The sequence below is a fragment of the Streptosporangium sp. NPDC002544 genome, from assembly GCF_040295965.1.
Classification (GTDB): Bacteria; Actinomycetota; Actinomycetes; order Streptosporangiales; family Streptosporangiaceae; genus Streptosporangium.
This window is the reverse complement of record NZ_JBEOWJ010000006.1, coordinates 295684-313612: the sequence shown is the minus strand read 5'-3', so window position 1 is coordinate 313612 and position 17929 is coordinate 295684. Positions and strand designations below refer to the sequence as shown.

Annotated in this window: 17 protein-coding genes; 10 read left to right on the top strand and 7 right to left on the bottom strand. The window is 70.3% G+C overall.

Annotated elements, in window-relative coordinates:
- Window positions 1–155: 155 nt before the first annotated feature.
- From ABT061_RS11825 to ABT061_RS11805, 5 genes are all read left to right on the top strand, one after another.
- Complete coding sequence (locus ABT061_RS11825; protein WP_350915451.1) at window positions 156–1526, top strand: helix-turn-helix domain-containing protein; 1371 nt, start codon at window positions 156–158, stop codon at window positions 1524–1526.
- Window positions 1523–2455, top strand: coding sequence for a phosphotransferase enzyme family protein (locus ABT061_RS11820; RefSeq protein ID WP_350915449.1), 933 nt, complete (start codon window positions 1523–1525; stop codon window positions 2453–2455). Before ABT061_RS11825 ends, ABT061_RS11820 begins: the two co-directional genes overlap by 4 nt.
- Before the next feature lie 112 nt (window positions 2456–2567).
- A complete protein-coding gene (gene gad, locus ABT061_RS11815; protein ID WP_350915447.1) occupies window positions 2568–3992 on the top strand; it encodes a glutamate decarboxylase in 1425 nt (474 codons plus the stop codon).
- 64 nt (window positions 3993–4056) lie between these two features.
- Window positions 4057–4926 carry a class II glutamine amidotransferase gene (locus tag ABT061_RS11810; protein ID WP_350915445.1) on the top strand — a complete coding sequence of 290 codons (870 nt, stop codon included), beginning with the start codon at window positions 4057–4059 and terminating at the stop codon, window positions 4924–4926.
- Window positions 4927–5299: 373 nt separating this feature from the next.
- Window positions 5300–5953: an HD domain-containing protein gene (locus ABT061_RS11805; RefSeq protein WP_350915443.1), complete on the top strand. Its 654-nt coding sequence runs from the start codon at window positions 5300–5302 to the stop codon at window positions 5951–5953.
- A 4-nt stretch (window positions 5954–5957) separates the two neighbouring features.
- Here the strand turns inward: ABT061_RS11805 and ABT061_RS11800 are convergent, their stop codons facing one another.
- Complete coding sequence (locus ABT061_RS11800; protein WP_350915441.1) at window positions 5958–6968, bottom strand: GlxA family transcriptional regulator; 1011 nt, start codon at window positions 6966–6968, stop codon at window positions 5958–5960.
- A 3-nt stretch (window positions 6969–6971) separates the two neighbouring features.
- Between ABT061_RS11800 and ABT061_RS11795 the strand changes: the two genes are divergently transcribed.
- A complete protein-coding gene (locus ABT061_RS11795; RefSeq protein ID WP_350915439.1) occupies window positions 6972–7154 on the top strand; it encodes a catalase-related domain-containing protein in 183 nt (60 codons plus the stop codon).
- 50 nt (window positions 7155–7204) lie between these two features.
- Here the strand turns inward: ABT061_RS11795 and ABT061_RS11790 are convergent, their stop codons facing one another.
- Window positions 7205–7579, bottom strand: a complete 375-nt coding sequence (locus tag ABT061_RS11790) for a hypothetical protein (RefSeq protein WP_350915437.1) — start codon at window positions 7577–7579, stop codon at window positions 7205–7207.
- Window positions 7580–7667: 88 nt separating this feature from the next.
- Window positions 7668–8600 (bottom strand): TIGR03621 family F420-dependent LLM class oxidoreductase, encoded by a 933-nt coding sequence (locus tag ABT061_RS11785; protein WP_350915435.1) that lies wholly within the window; start codon window positions 8598–8600, stop codon window positions 7668–7670.
- Window positions 8601–8731: 131 nt separating this feature from the next.
- On the opposite strand from ABT061_RS11785, the gene ABT061_RS11780 reads away from it, so the two are divergent.
- From ABT061_RS11780 to ABT061_RS11770, 3 genes are read left to right on the top strand one after another with little or no spacing between them, the layout of a single operon-like run.
- A complete protein-coding gene (locus ABT061_RS11780) occupies window positions 8732–9853 on the top strand; it encodes a Gfo/Idh/MocA family protein (RefSeq protein ID WP_350915433.1) in 1122 nt (373 codons plus the stop codon).
- A complete protein-coding gene (locus ABT061_RS11775; RefSeq protein WP_350915431.1) occupies window positions 9850–10740 on the top strand; it encodes a hypothetical protein in 891 nt (296 codons plus the stop codon). The genes ABT061_RS11780 and ABT061_RS11775 overlap by 4 nt, the downstream gene beginning before the upstream one ends.
- Window positions 10741–10753: 13 nt before the next feature.
- Window positions 10754–12346, top strand: coding sequence for a carbamoyltransferase family protein (locus ABT061_RS11770; protein ID WP_350915429.1), 1593 nt, complete (start codon window positions 10754–10756; stop codon window positions 12344–12346).
- 18 nt (window positions 12347–12364) lie between these two features.
- Here ABT061_RS11770 and ABT061_RS11765 read toward each other — a convergent pair whose 3' ends face one another.
- Window positions 12365–12745 (bottom strand): hypothetical protein, encoded by a 381-nt coding sequence (locus ABT061_RS11765; RefSeq protein ID WP_350915427.1) that lies wholly within the window; start codon window positions 12743–12745, stop codon window positions 12365–12367.
- A gap of 62 nt (window positions 12746–12807) precedes the next feature.
- Here ABT061_RS11765 and ABT061_RS11760 point away from each other — a divergent pair, with 62 nt between their 5' ends.
- Window positions 12808–15135 carry an ATP-binding protein gene (locus ABT061_RS11760; protein ID WP_350915425.1) on the top strand — a complete coding sequence of 776 codons (2328 nt, stop codon included), beginning with the start codon at window positions 12808–12810 and terminating at the stop codon, window positions 15133–15135.
- On the opposite strand, the gene ABT061_RS11755 is transcribed toward ABT061_RS11760, so the two are convergent.
- The 3 genes from ABT061_RS11755 to ABT061_RS11745 all read right to left on the bottom strand — a co-directional run bounded on the left by ABT061_RS11755 (window position 15110) and on the right by ABT061_RS11745 (window position 17875).
- Window positions 15110–15364 (bottom strand): hypothetical protein, encoded by a 255-nt coding sequence (locus ABT061_RS11755; protein ID WP_350915423.1) that lies wholly within the window; start codon window positions 15362–15364, stop codon window positions 15110–15112. The two genes, ABT061_RS11760 and ABT061_RS11755, sit on opposite strands and share 26 nt — an antisense overlap.
- On the bottom strand, window positions 15361–16668 hold the full coding sequence (locus tag ABT061_RS11750; RefSeq protein WP_350915421.1) for a DUF6271 family protein: 1308 nt from the start codon (window positions 16666–16668) through the stop codon (window positions 15361–15363). Before ABT061_RS11750 ends, ABT061_RS11755 begins: the two co-directional genes overlap by 4 nt.
- Before the next feature lie 160 nt (window positions 16669–16828).
- Window positions 16829–17875, bottom strand: coding sequence for a LacI family DNA-binding transcriptional regulator (locus ABT061_RS11745; RefSeq protein ID WP_350915419.1), 1047 nt, complete (start codon window positions 17873–17875; stop codon window positions 16829–16831).
- Window positions 17876–17929 lie beyond the last annotated feature (54 nt).

Genomic DNA, 17929 nt, shown 5'->3' with positions numbered 1-17929 from the left:
ATACGGAGAGTCGCAGGACCAATACTGTCCGCAGATCGGTCGGGTGATAGGCCGAGCCGATCACCTTGGGTGATCGGTCGCACCGATACGGCTCCGGCGACGCCGCATCGCTGGTTACCTTGGCGGCAAGGGAACTCCGCCGTGGGAAGATCGGGATGAACGTCAGCAACGCGAACGCGCGGGAAGTCGATCCCGCACTCTGGGAACGCCCGCAGATGCGACAGGCTCTGGCCGCCCGCGACATGGCCACCGTATACCGGTTACTGCAGCGGATCGGCGTCTCACAGCGTCACATCGCCGCCCTCACCGCGCAGTCCCAGTCGGAGATATCCGAGATCCTCAAGGGCCGCCAGGTGATGGCGTACGACGTGCTGGGCCGGATCGCCGACGGTCTGGGGATTCCCCGTGGCTACATGGGTCTGGCCTACGACGCCTCCTGCACGACACTGGCCCCGGCGGCGGCGGCCGACCAGCGCGACGACTCCAATGAGGACGAGCAGGTGCGCCGCCTGCTCGCGCACGCCGCGCAGGTGACCATCGGCGCGGCATCCGGGGACGCGGAAGAGTGGACCGAGCCGGTCACGCCCACGGAGACCCCCGTCCCGCACCGCATCGGCATGGCCGACGTCGAGCAGATCGAGACGGTGACCCGCACGCTGCGCGCCCTGGACTACCGGCACGGGGGCGGGGTCTGCCGCGACGCGGTGGTGGCACAGCTGGCCTGGTCACAGCGGCTGCTGCGGGCCTCATGCCCGGAGTCGGTCACCCTCCGCCTGCACCAGGCGCTGGCCGACCAGCACAACCTCGCGGGCTGGACCTCCTTCGACGTCGGCCTGTACGGCTCGGCCAGAAGCCACCTGGCCCGCGCGCTCGAACAGGCCAAACACGCGAGGAACTCCTCGCTGGCGGCCAACGTCCTGTACCGGATGGGCCGCGTCCACCTGCACTGCGACCGAATCCTGGACGCGCTGCGGTTCTTCCAGCTCGGACAGATCTGCGCGCAGGACGCCAGCTGCGAGCGGACCGTGGCGATGCTCTTCGCCAACGAGGCGTGGGCCTACGCCCTGCTGGGCGACAGCGATCTCGCGCTCAAGTCGATCAACCGGGCGGCCGACGAGCTGGCTCGCGCCCGTGACCGCGAGTCCCCGGCCTGGGTGAGCTTCTTCGGCACCGCCGACCTCGACGCCACGAGCGGCATGGTGCACTCCGACCTCGCCGAGACCCACCTCGACAGCCACCTCGGCATCGCCGAGCGCTTCCTCGCCGACGCGCTCGGGCAGCGCGATCTGAGCATGGCCAGGAGCAGGGCCTTCGAGCTGACCGCGCTGGCGACGGTGCAGCTCAGAGCCGGTGACATGACCGCCGGGATCGCCAACGGCAACGAGGCGGTCACCCTGGCGACCGAGATCCGCTCGATGCGGATCATCGACCGTCTCGCGCCGCTGCAGGCGGTCGCCATGATGCGGGCGCACGCCGGTGACGCCCAGGACCTCGCCCGGCGCATCTCGGTGGTGCGTGCGGCATGACGATGACCACCGACCACGCCGCAGACCATGCCGCCGGTCAGGCCGGCGGCCTCACCCGCGACCGGCTCCACTCGCTGCTGGCATCGGTCTGTGACCGGGCCGGGCTCGCGCCCGGTGACGCCGAGCTGATCAAGTTCACGAACAACGCGGTCTTCCGCCTGCGCCGGGCGCCCGTCGTGGTGCGCATCGCCGGATCCTCGGCCGCCCGCTCGCGGGTGCCGACCGTGGTGCGGGTCGCCCGCTGGCTGGCCGACCACGACTTCCCCGCAGTGCGGCTCTGGCCGGGCTGCGAGCAGCCGCTCCAGGTGGAGGGCCACCTGGTCACGCTGTGGAAGTACACCCCCGAGGTGGGCCCGCGCCCCGGCGGAGGCGAGCTGGCCACCCTGCTCAGACACCTGCACAGGCTGCCGGACCCGCCGGTGGACCTGCCGGAGTGGGCCCCGATGACCGAGGTCCGTCAGCGGCTCGCCGAACCGGAGGACCTGTCCGCGGGCGACCACGCCTTCCTGCTGGACGAGTGCGACGAGGTCGAGGAGCGGCTCGCCGCGCTCGACTACGCGCTCCCCGCCGGGGTCATCCACGGTGACGTGTTCATGGGCAACGTCATCGCCGGACCCAAGGGGCCGGTGCTGTGCGACTTCGACAGCACCGGGATAGGTCCGCGTGAGTGGGACCTCGCCCCGGTGGCGGTCGGCCGCCTGCGGATGGACTACCCCGCCGACGAGCACACGTCGCTCGCCGAGGGCTACGGCTTCGACGTCACCCGCTGGCGCGGTTTTCCGGTGCTGCGCCGCCTCCGCGAGCTGAAGCTGGTCACCAGCGTCCTGCCCGTGCTGCGCAGCAACCCGGGTATCCGGTCGCAGTGGGAACACCGGATGCGCAGTTTCAAGGCCCGCGACCAGACGGTCAGGTGGCAGCCGTACCGGTGACGGAGCCGGGCGGATCACCGGCGGTTGGTGTCGTACCGCGGCGGCACGGGTACCCAGCCTAGGGGGAAAGCCCAGGTGAGGGCGTTGGTCGGCTGGGGAAGGGGGTGGGACGATGCCGCTGAGGCGGCCCGGTCACACCGGGCGGGGAAGCCGCGATCTGGAGGTCAACCCGATCTTCAGCCGGGAGCCGGTCCGGGTCCCGCGCTACGCCATGCCCGCCGGGGAGATGGAGCCGGAGACGGCCTACCAGCTGGTGCACGACGAGCTGATGCTGGACGGCAACGCGCGGCTGAACCTGGCGACGTTCGTCACCACCTGGGCGGAGCCGCAGGCGCGGCGGCTGATGGCCGAGTGCGCCGAGAAGAACATGATCGACAAGGATGAGTATCCGCAGACCGCGGAGCTGGAGATCCGGTGCGTGGACATGCTCGCCCGGCTCTGGCACGCCGAGGAGCCCCATCGCGCGGTGGGCTGCTCGACGACCGGTTCGAGTGAGGCGGCGATGCTGGGCGGTCTGGCGCTCAAGCGGCGCTGGCGGCACCGGCGCCAGGCCGAGGGACGGCCGGCCGGGCGGCCCAACCTGGTGATGGGCGTCAACGTGCAGATCTGCTGGGAGAAGTTCGCCGACTACTTCGACGTGGAACCCCGGTACGTGCCGATGGAGGGCGACCGGTACCACCTGAGCCCGGAGACGGCCGTCGAGCTGTGCGACGAGAACACCATCGGGGTCGTGGCCATCCTGGGCTCCACCTACGACGGCAGCTACGAGCCCGTCGCCGACATCGCCGCGGCCCTGGACGACCTGCAGGCCCGTACCGGACTCGACGTGCCGATCCACGTGGACGGCGCCTCCGGCGCGATGATCGCGCCCTTCCTCGACCCCGACCTGCACTGGGATTTCCGGGTGCCGAGGGTGGCGTCGATCAACACCTCCGGGCACAAGTTCGGGCTGGTGATGCCGGGAGTGGGCTGGGCGCTGTGGCGCGACTCCGAGGCACTCCCCGACGACCTGGTCTTTCACGTCAACTACCTCGGCGGGGACATGCCGACCTTCGCGCTGAACTTCTCCCGCCCCGGCGCCCAGGTGGTCGCGCAGTACTACAACTTCCTGAGGCTGGGCTTCGACGGCTACCGCAGGGTCCAGCAGACCTGCCGGGACGTGGCGACCCGGCTGTCCGGGGAGATCGCCAGGCTGGACCGGTTCGAGCTGATCACCGACGGCGGCCAGGCTCCGGTGTTCGCCTTCCGGGTACGGGAGGGGATCGACAACTTCACGGTCTTCGACGTCTCCGCCGCGCTGCGCGAGCGCGGCTGGCTGGTGCCCGCCTACACCTTTCCGAGGAACCGCACGGACCTGGCGGTGCTGCGCGTCGTCGTCCGTAACGGTTTCAGCAACGACCTGGCCGACCTGTTGCTGCAGGACCTGTGCCGGGTCCTGCCCCGCCTTTCCGACCAGGATCGGCCGCGTCACACCGCCGAGGACGCCGGCGGGTTCGCGCACGGCACCGGGGCCAGGAGGCTCCGGCGCCACGGCTGACGGCGCCAGGTCGGGTACGGGCCGGTGCGGCCGGAGCAGAAGTGACGGAGAAGGAGACCCTGAGATGTGCCGTCTGTTCGGCCTGAGCAGCATCCCTGAACGTACGCGTGCCACCTTCTGGCTGCTGGACGCCCCGGACAGCCTGAGTCACCAGAGCCACCGCGACCCCGACGGGACCGGGCTGGGCTACTTCGACGCCGACGGCACCCCGCACATGCACAAGGCTCCCATCGCCGCCTACGAGGACCGGTGCTTCGCCGAGGAGGCCAAGGAGGTGGAGTCCACCACCTTTCTGGCGCACGTCCGGTTCGCCTCCACCGGCGACCTGGAGGTGCGCAACACGCATCCCTTCCTGCAGGACGGGCGGCTCTTCGCGCACAACGGGGTGATCGAGGGCCTGGACGACCTCGACGCGGAACTGGGGAGGGACCGGGAACTGGTCCAGGGGGACACCGACTCGGAGCGCTTCTTCGCGCTGATCACCCGTGAGACCAGGGCGCACGGCGGCGACGTCGCCGCCGGCATCGAGAGCGCCGCACGCTGGGTCGCCAGGAACCTGCCCGTCTACGCGCTCAACCTGGTCCTCACCACGCCGCGGGATTTGTGGGCGCTGCGCTATCCCGACACCCACCGGCTTTACCTACTCCGGCGGGCCGCCGGCGGGCAGCACGGTGTCCGGCACCTCGACCACAGCGGCAGCAACGACCGGATGCGGGTCCGTTCCCGGGACCTGGCGGGCACCTCCGCGTCCGTGGTCGCCAGCGAGCGCATGGACGACCATCCCCAGTGGCATCTGATGGAGCCCGGCGAGCTGTTCCACATCGGACCGGACCTCAGCCCCACCCGCCGGGTCGTGCTGCCGGAGGAGCCGGCGCACCGGCTGAGCCTCGCCGACCTGCGCCCGGAGGCCGCCGCCTCACAGCAGGCGACCTGAGGGGGCGGCTGAAAGCGAAGTTCATGATTGATCGCCGGTCATGTAGCTGGGTTTCGCCGGTGATGTGTCGGGTGAGGTTGTCGGCGGGCATCGGACAGGTCCGAGGGGTAGGGGCGGCGGGGACACTTCGGACAGGGTTCAAACGGTGCGAAAACCCATCAGGTCATTCTCAGAGAGCAGAGACGGCCAAGAGTGATCGGCCGTGTTCAAGCCGTTCTGCCATCCAGCGGAGACGTCGCAGTAGGCAGGCCGCGCTCCGCACGGATCGCCTTGTCGCGGATCGAGCGATTCCTGTCCGGTGCCGTGGGATGCGAAACGCCTTTGCGCCGCGACGCTGGAGGAGTCCCTGACGCTCAACTGACCAGGAGGTCCCGTGACCGAGATCATCGCAGGAATCCAGATTCCCGATACCGCCCTTGTCCGCGAGGCAACCGAGGTGGTGCGGAGTGCCACAGACGATGCCGTCGTGGGCGACACACTGTTCCATCATTCGCGACGCGTCTTCTTGTGGGGGATGCTCAAGTCGAAAGCGCGCGGCGTCGAGGTCGACCCGGAGTTGGCCTACGTCGGCGGAATGTTCCACGACCTGGGCCTCACCCAGACGTTCCGCAAGTGCCACCAGCGCTTCGAGATCGACGGCGCGGACGCCGCGTTCGACTTCCTCCGCGACCACGGCCGTTCCGAGGAGGAGGCACGCAACGTGTGGCTCGCCATTGCCCTCCACACCACCCCCGAGGTGCCGCTCCATCTCGCTCCCGAAGTCGGAGTCGTCACGCTCGGGGTGGAGACTGATGTACTGGGCATGGATCTCGGCCAGATCAGCGACGCCGATATACAGGCGGTGGTTGAGGCTCACCCCCGTCCGGACTTCAAGCGTCAGATCCTGCACGCGTTCTACGAGGGGATGGCGGATCGCCCGGACACCACCTTCGGCACGATGAACGACGACGTACTCGCCCACTTCGACCGGCGGTTCAAGCGCGCGAACTTCGTCGACATCATCCAGAACAACGCCTGGCCGGAGTAACCGGTCAGTTCGTGCCCGCCGGGGTCCGAGATGACCCCACGGCCGGGCCGGGCCCTGAGCCCGGCCCGGCCTGGGGGCGCCGGGTGGTCGTCTTGAAACGGGCCCGGTACTGGCTGGGCGAGATTCCGAATCGGGTCACGAATAGCCGGCGCAGGGTCTCGGCGCTGCCGAATCCGACCAGTCTCGCCGTTTCCGCGACGCCGTGTCCGGAGTCCAGGAGCGCCTGAGCGTGGTCGAGCCGTGTGCGTTCGACGAACTTGGCCGGCGAGATGTCGAGCTCGTTGGCGAAGAGGCGCGCGAGATGGCGCGGACTGACCCCGGCGTGCGCGGCCAGCGAGCTTGTGCTGTGCGCGAGCGCCGGCTGCGCGGAGACCAAGTCCACCACGGCGCGCAGTGTGGGCGTCCGTGGTGCCCGAATCTGGAGTGGAACTGCGAACTGTGACTGTCCTCCAGGCCGCTGCATGAACATCACGAGGCTGCGCGCCACGTCACGGGCCAGGTCGGGGCCGTGATCCTGCTCGACGAGAGACAGTGCCAGGTCGATGCCGGCGGAGACACCGGCAGAGGTGTAGATGCCGCGGTCATGAACGAAGAGCGCATCCGGTGACACCGAGACCTTTGGGAACGCTCGAGCGAGCAAACTGGCATACCTCCAGTGCGTGGTGGCCCGCCGCCCGTCGAGCAGCCCCGAGGATGCCAGCACGAACGACCCGGTGCAGATGGACACCATCCGAGTACAGCGGGCCTGTAGCGCGGCCGCGGCGGCGACCAGGTCAGGCGGGATCGGTTTCGTGGGGAGGTCGTCGCCGCCCGAGACCACGACGGTGTCGGCCCGTTCGACCTGGCTGACCGCCTGATCGACAGCGAATGTCGTTCCGATCGACGTCGCCACAGCCCGCCCGGAAGTCGACGCATAGGTGAGTTGGTAGTGCGCTCCGAAATGGTTCGCCTCGGAGAAGACCTCGGCGGGACCACAGATGTCGAGCATCTTCATGCCGTCGAACACCAGGAACACGATGTGCCGCGTCCTAGGCATGGCGTCGCCTCCTTCAGCTTCACCGGCACCGGCCGCGAACGCATGATCGCCACGCTCGTCGGTCAAGGACTCCGGATTCGTGACGACGACATCCGCGATCGGTTCGTGCGGTACTGGACCAACGTGGACACGGACCTCGGTGCCGACATCGCCGCCAAGCTGTAGCCCAAGGGCGATTTGCGCAGTGGTGGATCGTGCTGGGATCGCGGGTGGTCTCAGGGGTCGGATCGCTGGTTGACCGTCATGTCCCGGCCGGCCGCGTAGGCGTCCCTGCCCGCGCGGACGTTCTGCACGAGGGACGCCGGAGCCGGATGGTCGCGCGCCCACCCCTCCAGCTCGCTGGCGAACTCCTCGTCCCGCCGCGCGTACCAGGACAGTGCCTCGGCCAGCGACCTGATCCGGCTCTCGTCGCCGGGCTCCTCGATCGCCTGGTCCAGCGTCTCCGCCGAGCGCTCGTCGGAGCCGAAGATCGCGCGTATCCTCTCGCGGATCCGCTCGACCAGGTCCAGGGCCACCTGCTCGCCCATGGTCGTGGCCGCGCCGCCGGCGACCATGAGAGCCACCGCGGACGACACCGCAGCTATGTCCATCTGAAACCGCCCCTACGCCGACGACTCTGGGACCACAGTAGGGCGAAGGCGGCCGGAACAGAATCCCCGAAGTTTACATCCGCCTCGGTTATCCCAGCCTGGAGACGACCCCGGCGAACGCCTCATAGGCATCGGCCGTAATTACAAAATAGGAAATGCCGTATATTTCGCGATATTCCTGGAGGGAGTCCACCAGCCGCTCGGTGTCGCCCAGCAGCAGATGGGGCGAGCGCAGTGCTTCGGCGACCGGTAACCCGGTGAGCGGGCCGAGTTCCGCGGCCGCCGCTTCCGCGTCCTGGGTCACCGCCGTGTAGTAGACCCGGACGCTGAGTTCCAGCGCGTCGAACCGGGATCCGGCCGCGGCCCGGATCCACTCCACCTTGGCGGCGGTGGCCGCCCCGGTCATGGTCGCCGCGCTGGAGGCGTCCGAACGGCTCGACGCCAGGTTGGCGTTCAGGCCGACGATGTCGGCCTCGCGCGCGGCCAGCGACAGGATCGCCCGCCCGCCGCCGCCCACCATCAGCGGCGGCCTCGGCCGCTGCACCGGCCGTGGCAGTCCGGTCACCTCGTCGAGGGCGTAGTGGCGGCCGGAGAAGCTGAACGACTCGTGCTCCAGCAGACCCTTGACGACGGCGATCGCCTCGGCCAGCCGGTCCACCCGGGTGGGCGGGGCGGGCAGCTCGACCCCGATCCGGTCGTGCTCGGCGCGGTTCCACCCCGCCCCGAGGCCGAGCTCCAGCCGTCCCTCCGACAGCAGGTCGACGGTGGCCGCCTCCTTCGCCAGCAACGCCGGATGGCGGAACTCGTTGGCGAGCATGTGCGAGCCGACCCTCAGCGTCGTCGTGGCGTCGGCCGCCGCCAGCATCGCCGGAACCGGTGCGAGCTGGTCGCTGAGATGATCGATGACGAGCAGCGTCCGGTAGCCGAGGTCCTCGACCGCGCGGGCGGTGTCCCGCCAGCGGGCCGCGTTCGGGGCACCCGCCGTCTCCACCCCGAAACGGAATGGCCGAATTTCCGCCACGGCATCTCCGTAAATGTCATCCGATGACAGAATCGAGTTTTTCCTTGTCATTCTCCGGCTTTCTCCTCTAATAAGAGCAGAGCCTTCCGATATTCGCCATGACGGTTCAGCCCCACTCACGCGAGGCAGACATGCCGGTCCCCCCTGTCAGGTGCGCCGTCGTCGGCTGCGGGAACGTCTCCGCCAAATATCTGAGGACCCTGACCAGGGCGCCGATCATCGACATCGTCGCCTGCTGCGATTCGATTCCCGAGCGGGCCCGGCAGCTGGCCGCGTCCTGCGCGCGGGCCGTGCCGGCCTCCCTGCCCGAGACGCTGCGGGACGCCTCGATCGAGCTGGTGATCAACCTGACCCCGCCGCGGTGGCACGCCGGGATCACCCGTCAGGCGCTGGGAGCCGGCAAGTCCGTCTACACCGAGAAACCGCTCGCCGCCTCGGCCGCGGAGCTGGACGAACTGCTGGCCACGGCCCCGGCGGCCGGCGCGATGCTGGGCGGCGCGCCCGACACCGCACTCGGGGCCGCCGCCCAGGCCGCCCGCCGCGCGATCGACCAGGGCCTGATCGGACATCCGCTGGGTGCGGCGGCGGCACTCCTGACCCCCGGACACGAACGGAGCTGTCCCACGCCCGAGGTCTTCTACCAGCCCGGCGCGGGACCGCTGCTGGACATGGGCGTCTACTACCTGAGCATGCTGGTCGGACTGCTCGGCCCGGTGCGCGACGTCGTCGGCGCGCACCGCCGGCCCTCACCGCGGCGGTCGATCGACACCGGACCACGCGCCGGGGAGACCTTCCTCGCGGATGTGCCGACCCACCTGGCGGCCCTCCTGGAGTTCGAAACCGGGGCCGTCGCCACCCTGACGACGAGTTTCGAGGTGTGGGGAACCCGGATCCCGCATCTGGAGATCTTCGGGACGGAGGGGACCCTCGCGATCCCCGACCCGAACTTCTACACCGGCAAGGTCCGGCTGAAGACGGCCCGATCGTCGAGATGGACGACCGTGCCCTATCCGGCGGACGCGCCGGGTGGACGCGGGATCGGAGTCATCGACATGGCGCACGCCCTGCGGGGCCTGACCGAACAGCGGCTGACCGGCGGGTTCGTCGGACACGTCACGGAGACCATGCTGGCCATCGAGACCCCGGAGACCTCTCCGGTGCGGCTGAGATCCCGGTGCGACCGTCCCGCGCCGCTGGGACCCACCCCGTACGCCACCGGTTGCTGGTGGTGCGAGCAGTGCGGTGATCCGTGAGCGCGGCGCTGTGGTCGCTCGGTCTCTCCCTGGTACTGCTCGGGTTGAGCCTGATCAACTGGCCGGTGCGGGCCGTCTGTCCCGATGGCCGCCGCTACCTGCGGGCGGGAGCCGGGCAGCCGGTCGCGCTGCCGTTCATGCTGCGCTGGCTGCTGCCCGCGCTGTGCGGGGACTCCCCACGCCGATGGCGCTGGTGCACGACCGCGCACCTGGTGGCGCTGCCGCCGCTGGTCACCGTATGGATGGAACCCTGGATCCCCGACGCGCGCCTGCGGGTGGTCGGCGGCCTGTTGATATGCGGCATGCCGGGAATCTGGCGGATCCAGCTCCGCTGGCCGGTGCTCGTCGACGGGACGGCCCTCGCCTGGGCTCTCGGCTCGGCGATCCTCCTCCAGCACGGGCTCTGGCTCCCAGCCCTGCTGGCGGCCCTCGTCGCCGGGTGCGTCAAGGAGTCGGCTCCGCTGTTCGCCGCCTGTTTCGCCTGGCACTGGCTGCCCCTGGCCGCTCTCGCCGCCCCGTTGATCCGCCGGCTGACCGGCACCGTCGGCGAGGACCACTTCGGGCAGTCCGAGCTGATGCGAAATCCCTGGCGGGCGGGCAGCCTCTACCACGCGGGAAAGTGGTTCGACCCGCTGGCGACGCTGACGCCCTGGGGGGCCGGGCTGCTCGCGCTGCTCGTCACCGACGCGCGCGTCGTGCCCATGCTCGTCGTCACCGTGACCCTCGCCTATGCCCAGCTCCTCGTCGCCACGGACACGGCACGGCTGTACCAGTGGGCGGCCCCGCCGGTGGCGCTGGGCGCCGTCTCGGTGATGCCCGACCGCTGGGCGATCGCGATCCTCCTCGTCCACCTGTGCAACCCGTGGGCCGGCAGCGCCGAGACCTAACGAAGGAGAAAGTATGACGGGCGTCATAGGGTTCGGCGGGTCCATTCACGACTTCGCCACCTGGCTGATCACCGAGGACGGCGGCAGCGTCGCGATCGAGGACGAGCGGCTCAGCCGGGTCCGCTACGCGCTGCTGGACCCCGACCCCTGCCGGGCCTCCCTCGCCTACTGCCTGGACGCGGCAGGCCTGAAGGCCGAGGACATCCGGGCCTTCGCCGCGAACGACATGCTCACCCCGCTGCGCGGCTGGGAACCCGAGATCTCGATCCGCTGGGTCAACCACCACCGGTCGCACGCCGCGAGCACCTTCTTCACCAGCCCTTTCGAGGAGGCCGTGGTGCTGGTCGTGGACGGAGCGGGAAGCGTCGTCGGACCGGGCGCCGCGGACCGGCACGAGCGGGAGACGACCACCTGGATGCTGGGCCGGGGCAACGAGCTCACCCGGCTCGGCCAGGTGGTGGGGGCCAAGCGGGGCGCCACGTCGTCCAACGACCTGACGGCGCTGATGTCCAACTCGCTCGGCGACCTCTACCGGGCGGTCACCGAGGGGATCGGCTTCGCCTTCATGCAGGCCGGCAAGACGATGGCCCTGGCACCCTACGGTGACGACCGGTTCACCGGCGAGCTCATGGAGGCCGTCGAGCTGTTGCCGGACGGACGCTTCACCATCACGCTTGAGGGACCGTACGGCGTGGTCGAGCGGATCCGCCGGATCCGCTCGGACCGGGTGTCCGGCGGGTTCGAGATCGACGCGAGCATCGCCTTCGCCGGTCAGTGGGTCCTGGAACAGATCCTGCTGCACGTGCTGGACCACGCCTGGCGGGTGACCGGCTGCCCCAACCTGTGCCTGGCCGGGGGAGTCGCGCTGAACTGCGCGTTCAACGGAAAGATCATAAAGAACACCCCGTTCGAACGGGTCCACGTGGTCTATGCCCCCGGTGATGACGGAACGGCGCTCGGCGCGGCGATCCTCGCCGCACTCGAACTCGACCCGCCGGCCTCGACCGCGCGCTTCCCCGTCGGCCCATACCAGGGGCGAACCTACGGCACGGAGGAGATCGACGACCGGGTCCTGCGTCGCACGGCCGAGCTGCTCGACCGGGGCGGGGTGGTCGGCTGGTTCGAAGGGCGCTCGGAGTTCGGACCGCGAGCGCTCGGCCACCGCAGCATCCTCGCCGACCCCCGGCGCGCCGACGTCGCACGGCGGATCAACAGCCGCATCAAACACCGAGAGTGGTTCCGGCCGCTCGCCCCGGTGGTCCTCGCGGAGGCGGCCGGGGACTACTTCGACGCCGACTGCGCCTCACCCTGGATGCAGTTCGCCTGGCCCATCCGGCCGGAGCACCGAAAGACGCTCGCGGGCGTATGCCATGTGGACGGCACGGCCCGAGTCCAGACGCTGGAGCAGGAGGACCACCCGTCGCTCGGCCGGCTGCTGGCGGAGTTCGCCGGCCTCGGCGCGCCCCCGGTGCTGTTGAACACCTCCCTCAACATCCGCGGCGAGCCGATCGTCGAGACCCCGGCCGAGGCGATGGCGGTGTTCCGGGAGGCCGACCTCGACGCCATGGTGGTGAACGGGACCCTGTTCGAACGCCGGCCGCACTGACCGCGGACCGTGCCGAGGTCAGGGGGTGGCGAGGTCATCCGACGGCTCGATGAGCCGACCGGTCACCGGATCCATCGCGGGCAGCCTGCCGAAGAGCGTCAGCCGCCGCCGTACGCTCCCGGCGGGCCGTCCCAGGCGCGCGGCCACCGCGTCGAGGTCGTAGCAGGCGTCGAAGGCGCGTACCAGCGCCGCGTCCTCGGCGTCGCTCCAGGGCGGGTCCGCCGCCGGTGCCGCCGCCAGGGCCGCGGCCACGGCCCCGAGCGGCTCCGCGAGCTCGGTGGCCGTCCCCGGCCCGGTGTCCGGACGCAGGTGAACGGTGATCCGCCAGTCGCCGTAGCGCGCTTCGAGGACATGTGCTCCGTCGTGGCGGGAAATGTTGGTGACAATCGCCTTCATCATCGGGCTCCGCTCGGGGATAATCCTCGTGTCACTCTGGACTCCTTCCCGATGCGGCAGGTGCGATGCCTGAGATGCACGCCGGACGCGACCTCTACGTCGCCGGACGAGACCTGATCATCCATCAGCATCTGGACCAGCCGTTCACCATCACCGCGGGGCTCTACCAGCTTCCCGCCGACCTCGCGGACTTCACCGGACGTGAGGAGGCGTTGGAGACCCTGCGCTCCTGGCTCGTCGGAGCCGAGGACACGGTGGTGCTGAGTGCGATCTCGGGCATGGGCGGGGTCGGCAAGACCACCCTCGCGGTACGGCTGGCGCACCGGCTCCGGGACTTCTTCCCCGACGGCCAGTTGTACGTGAACCTCCGGGGCGCGGAAGCCGAATCCCTCGACCCCTCGGACGTCCTCGCCGGGTTCCTGCGCGCGTTCGGCGTGCAGGGCCCGGCGATCCCGCCGGACGCGGCCGAACGCGCCGCCTTCTACCGGGGGCTGCTGGACGGCAGGCGGGTGCTCGTCGTTCTCGACAACGCCGCGTCCGCCGCCCAGCTCCGGCCGTTGCTGCCCGGCATGCCCGGCTGCGCGGCACTGATCACGAGCCGCGAGCGCCTTCCCACGCTGGAGGGCGCCCGAGGTTTCGACCTGGACGTGCTGACGCACGAGGCGGCGCTCGAACTGCTGAGGAAGATCGTCGGTCCGGCTCGGGTCGATGCCGAGGCGGAGGCCGCCGAGCGGCTGGTACGGCTCTGCGGCCACCTCCCGCTCGCGGTCCGGATCACCGGGGCCAGACTGGCGGTCCGGCCGCACTGGCGGCTGGCCCGGATGCTCACCCGGCTGGAGGACGAGCACCGCCGCCTCGAAGAGCTGAAAGTCGGTGATCTCAGCGTGCGTGCCTCGTTCTCCCTGAGCTATGCGGCCCTGAGCGCGGAGGAGCAGTCGGCGTTCCGGCTGCTCGGCCTGGTCAGAGCACCCGACTTCGCCCCCTGGGTGCTCGCGGCGGCGCTCGACTCCGACCTGGCGGCCGCGGAGGAGCTCATCGAGCGGCTGGCCGACGTCCAGCTCCTGGAGGCGGTCGGCGAGGACGCGGTGGGACAGCTCCGCTTCCGCTTTCATGACCTGCTGCGCTCGTTCGCCCAGGAACGGCTGCGTGACCACGGTCCCGCGGACGAGGCCATGGAACGTGTTCTGGGCGGGTATCTGGCGCTGTCCAAACGCGCCCTCTACCTGATGTCGCCGAACAGCAAACGGGACGCCCTGGCTCCCCGGGCGAGGCTCTGGCTGCCCCGCGACCTCGACGCCGACGCCCTGGTCGGTCCCCGGCCGATGGACTGGTTCGTCACCGAGGAGGCGGGCATCGTCGCCGCCGTCGGGCAGGCCTACGAGCACCGGCTGTGGGACCTGACCTGGGAACTCGCCGATCCGCTGCACTACCATTTCCGGGTGCTCGCCCGCTGGGCCGAATGGGCGGCGACCCACGAGCTGGCGCTGGAGGCGGCGAGGCTGGCGGGCAACCGGCGGGGCGAGGCGTGCATCCTGCGCAACCTCGGGAACGTCTACCGGGACCAGGGCCGCCCGGCCCAGGCCATCGCCTGCTACGAGGCGGGCCTGGCCATCGCGACGGACCTGGACAGCGCGCTGCTGAGCGCCTTCATGCTCAACGGGATGGGTGAGGTCTGCCTGGATCGAGGCCGGATGGTCGAGGCGACCGCCTACTTCGAGCGGGCACTGCCGGCCTGGGCCGGGATCGACGACCTGACCGGAGTGGCGTACACCCACACCCATCTCGCGATGAGCTACCTCCAGCTGGGGCGGCTCGACGAGGCCATGGCCCAGGCGGAGCGGTCACTGGTCATGCAGCGTGAGTTCCACGACCGCAGTGGGGAGAGCTACGCGCTGACCGCGATCGGGGAGGTCCAGCGGGTACGCGGACACGCTGACCTGGCCGCCGGGTTCTACCGGCAGGTGCTGGAGATCGCACGCGAGCAGGGAGCGAAGCTGACCGAATCCGACGCGCTGGTCAGGCTTGGCTGGGCGCACCGCGACCGGGGTGAGATCGACGAGGCCGAGGCGGCGTTCGCGCGGGCGCTGTCGCCGTTCGTCGAGTACGGGCAGCGGCGCGGCGAGGCGGAGGCCACCGCGGGGCTCGGCGCCGTGGCGGCCGACGCGGGCCGCCTCACCGAGGCGGTCACCCGGCTCGACCAGGCGCTGCAGATCGCGGCCGAAGCCGACGACGCGCTGGCGCAGGCCCGGATTCTCACCCTGCTTGGTGAGACCTGGGCGGCGGCGGGCGACACCGGGGCCGCCGCCGGGCGGTGGCGGCTGGCCGCCGACCGGTTCCACCAGGTGGGCTCACCCCGCGAGGCGGAGCTCAGGGAGCTGATCTCAGGTCTCTAACAGCACGCTCGCCTGCATGTAGTTCGCGTTGCTCCACCCAGCAGTCCAGCGCCGGATCGACGGTCCGGATGCCGGCCTCCAGCAGGCTGGGCTGGTCGTGGAAGACCGGCACCCCGGCGAACTCCCGGGCCTCGAACTCGGCCGCTCTGACCGCGTTGGCGACCTGCCGCCGGAAGGCGGCCGAGTACGGTACCTCCTGACCGCTGTTGCGCGGCCTGCCGTCGGTCATCCGAGTCGGCCCTCCCCCACCGAGGTCAGGGCCCGGACCAGATCGGCCGAGCGGGAGGCGGCGGCGACCAGCGCGGGCCAGTGCTCCAGCAGGAAACAGTAGTCGGCGAACCCGTCCACGACCTCCGCGACATGACGGTCGGTACCGTCGAGCGCGGCCGTACCGATCGCGTTCAGCCGTGCCGCGACGTCGCCACCGGTCTCCGCCGCCGCGGCCAGGTGCGCCGCGCCGAACTCCGCCGCGACGCCGGGGAGCGACGGAGTCTGCCGGGCGACCGCCTGCCGTGCCGCCGCACCGAACCGTTCCGCGTCGACCTCTCCCGGCGGGCGCCAGAAGTCCTCGGGCCGCGCGGCCACCAGCGCGGCCAGCTCGCTCCAGATCCGCCAGAACAACAGGTAACGCAGGTCCCGTACCGCGTAGCGGACCGCGGCCGAGAAGTCGGAGCGCCCGCGCCGGGTCTCGTCGTAGCGGTGGTAGACCTTCCGGGAGTGGAACAACACCGGATACCCGACGGCCAGCAGCAGGTTCCGCTGGATGAAGTCCGATCCGAGCATCTCGGTGAGCGGCATCTCCGGCACCGTACGGAAGATCTCCTTGACGCAGGAGACGCCCATCTCCACGCTTCCAGGCCGGTCGGGGGTGACGAAATCGGAGTCGTAGCCGCGGGCCGGCTCGTCGACCAGGTACTCGCGGAGCAGCTCGTCGATCTCCCGATCGCTCAGGCCGGGTTTGATCTCGCGCTCGATACGGCGCACGAACTCCGGTCCCGCCGACAGCAGGTCGCGCCGGTCCAGCGGCGGATCTCCCACATAGGTGCTGGCGACGAAATACACCCCCTGTCCGGCCAGCGCGCGCAGTTCCAGCTCTCCGGGAAACGCGAGGACCTCCCCACGCGGCATCGGGCGCGTGTCGGAGTCCCGGCGCAGCAGTACCTGGGCGTCGAGTGCCACCGCGACCAACGCGGCGATGTTCGGCCCCGCCCCGTACGAGACCCCCTCCGGGATCAGGAGCCTTTCCAGCCGATCCCGATCCGCCGGTTCATCGGCCGCCGCTTCCACCAGCGCCCGTACGTAGGCTCGCCGCCCCTCCGGTATCAGATGAAAGGCCCGCGCGGACCGCTCGACGCTGAGCCGCCCGAGCAACTCGGCATGCTCGGGGATCCAGTCGGCCGGAAACGACTCGACGAGCAGGAAGGGGATCTCCTCCCCGTACTCGCGGGCGAGGAACAGGCTCTCGTCCAGATACGAGACGATGGCCTCGGGACAGCGCCGGTGCGTGGGAACGTAGAGCAACCGTTTTGGCATGCCACAGCCTCACTGGGAAACCCGCGATCAGCACATCCCCGAACTGTAAAATGCCCCGCCACCCCTGTCCATGCCCCGTACGTCTGGGAGAGCAGGAGAACGGCGGCGGTCCCGGGCGGGCCTCCGCGGGTTCGAGGATCATGGGTCGTGGCGGTTCACCTCAGCGGGGGGCGGCCGGTTTCGCGCAGGAGGAGCGCAGGACGAGCTGGGCGCCCACCCGGTAGGCCCGGCCTGCCCGGCCGGTGGTCCGTGCCGGAGCCGTCGACCGGTCGGTCCGTTCGATCTGCTGGAGCAGGAGGTTCATGGCGAGATCCCCGAGTTCGTGGGCCCCGTTGTCGACGACGGTGATGGGGGGCTGCCACCAGCGCAGCCAGGGGATGTCCTCGTAGCAGATCAGCGAGAGCTGCTCGGGAATGACGACGCCGGCACCGACGAGTGTGGGCAGCATGCCGAACACGGCCTCGTGGTTCGCGGCGAACAGCGCCGTCATCTCCGGGTTGTGGCGCAGCAGCCGCTCCGTCGCCTCGGCGCCGAAGGCGGAGTCGAACGGCCCGCGTTCGACGAGTGACTCGTCGACCTGACGGCCGCGTTCCCTCAGTGCCTGCTCGTAGCCGGCGAACCGCTCCAGGCCGGAGTTGGCGCTCAGCAGGCCGCCGATGAAGCCGATCCGCTCGTGACCCAGGTCGAGCAGGTGTGAGGTGGCCGCGTGGGCGCCCTCGCGGTCGGAGGCGAGCACCGACGGCGCGGCGCTCTCGGCGGCGGCGCGGATGACGTTGACGACCCCGATGCCCTCGGCGAGCAGCGCGTTGGCCATGGCCGTGTTCTTGCCCGTACCTATCATGATCAGCCCGTCCACCCCGTGCGCGGCGAGGGTCCGCAGGAAGGACTCCTCCCGCCGCGGGTCCGCGTCGGTGATGCAGAGCATCACCTGGTAACCCTCGGCCGCGGCGCGACGCTGCACGACCTCGGCGATGGTGTGGAAGGACGCGTTGATGAGGTTGTTCAGCACCAGTCCCACGACATGGGACTGCTTGGAACGCAGCGCGCTGGCCGCGCGGTTGGGGCGGTAGCCCATCCGATCCGCGACCTCCTTCACCGCCACCCGGGTCTCCGGGGCGATCAGCGGTGAGCCGCTCAGTGCGCGAGAAGCCGTGCTGCGTGACACCCCGGCCGCGGCGGCGACGTCCTTCAGCGTGATCGCCATCATCCTTCTTCCTGGGATCGATCCCATCCGGGGGAAAATTTTGCCACAAGATCATGA

Bases quoted from the DNA above. Each gene is read 5' to 3' on its own strand.
- ABT061_RS11745 (WP_350915419.1), bottom strand. From the start codon at position 17,875: ATGATGGCGATCACGCTGAAGGACGTCGCCGCCGCGGCCGGGGTGTCA.
- ABT061_RS11770 (WP_350915429.1), top strand. From the start codon at position 10,754: ATGACGGGCGTCATAGGGTTCGGCGGGTCCATTCACGACTTCGCCACC.
- ABT061_RS11765 (WP_350915427.1), bottom strand. From the start codon at position 12,745: ATGATGAAGGCGATTGTCACCAACATTTCCCGCCACGACGGAGCACAT.
- ABT061_RS11750 (WP_350915421.1), bottom strand. From the start codon at position 16,668: ATGCCAAAACGGTTGCTCTACGTTCCCACGCACCGGCGCTGTCCCGAG.
- ABT061_RS11820 (WP_350915449.1), top strand. From the start codon at position 1,523: ATGACGATGACCACCGACCACGCCGCAGACCATGCCGCCGGTCAGGCC.
- ABT061_RS11780 (WP_350915433.1), top strand. From the start codon at position 8,732: ATGCCGGTCCCCCCTGTCAGGTGCGCCGTCGTCGGCTGCGGGAACGTC.
- gad (WP_350915447.1), top strand. From the start codon at position 2,568: ATGCCGCTGAGGCGGCCCGGTCACACCGGGCGGGGAAGCCGCGATCTG.
- ABT061_RS11810 (WP_350915445.1), top strand. From the start codon at position 4,057: ATGTGCCGTCTGTTCGGCCTGAGCAGCATCCCTGAACGTACGCGTGCC.
- ABT061_RS11825 (WP_350915451.1), top strand. From the start codon at position 156: ATGAACGTCAGCAACGCGAACGCGCGGGAAGTCGATCCCGCACTCTGG.
- ABT061_RS11755 (WP_350915423.1), bottom strand. From the start codon at position 15,364: ATGACCGACGGCAGGCCGCGCAACAGCGGTCAGGAGGTACCGTACTCG.
- ABT061_RS11790 (WP_350915437.1), bottom strand. From the start codon at position 7,579: ATGGACATAGCTGCGGTGTCGTCCGCGGTGGCTCTCATGGTCGCCGGC.
- ABT061_RS11760 (WP_350915425.1), top strand. From the start codon at position 12,808: ATGCCTGAGATGCACGCCGGACGCGACCTCTACGTCGCCGGACGAGAC.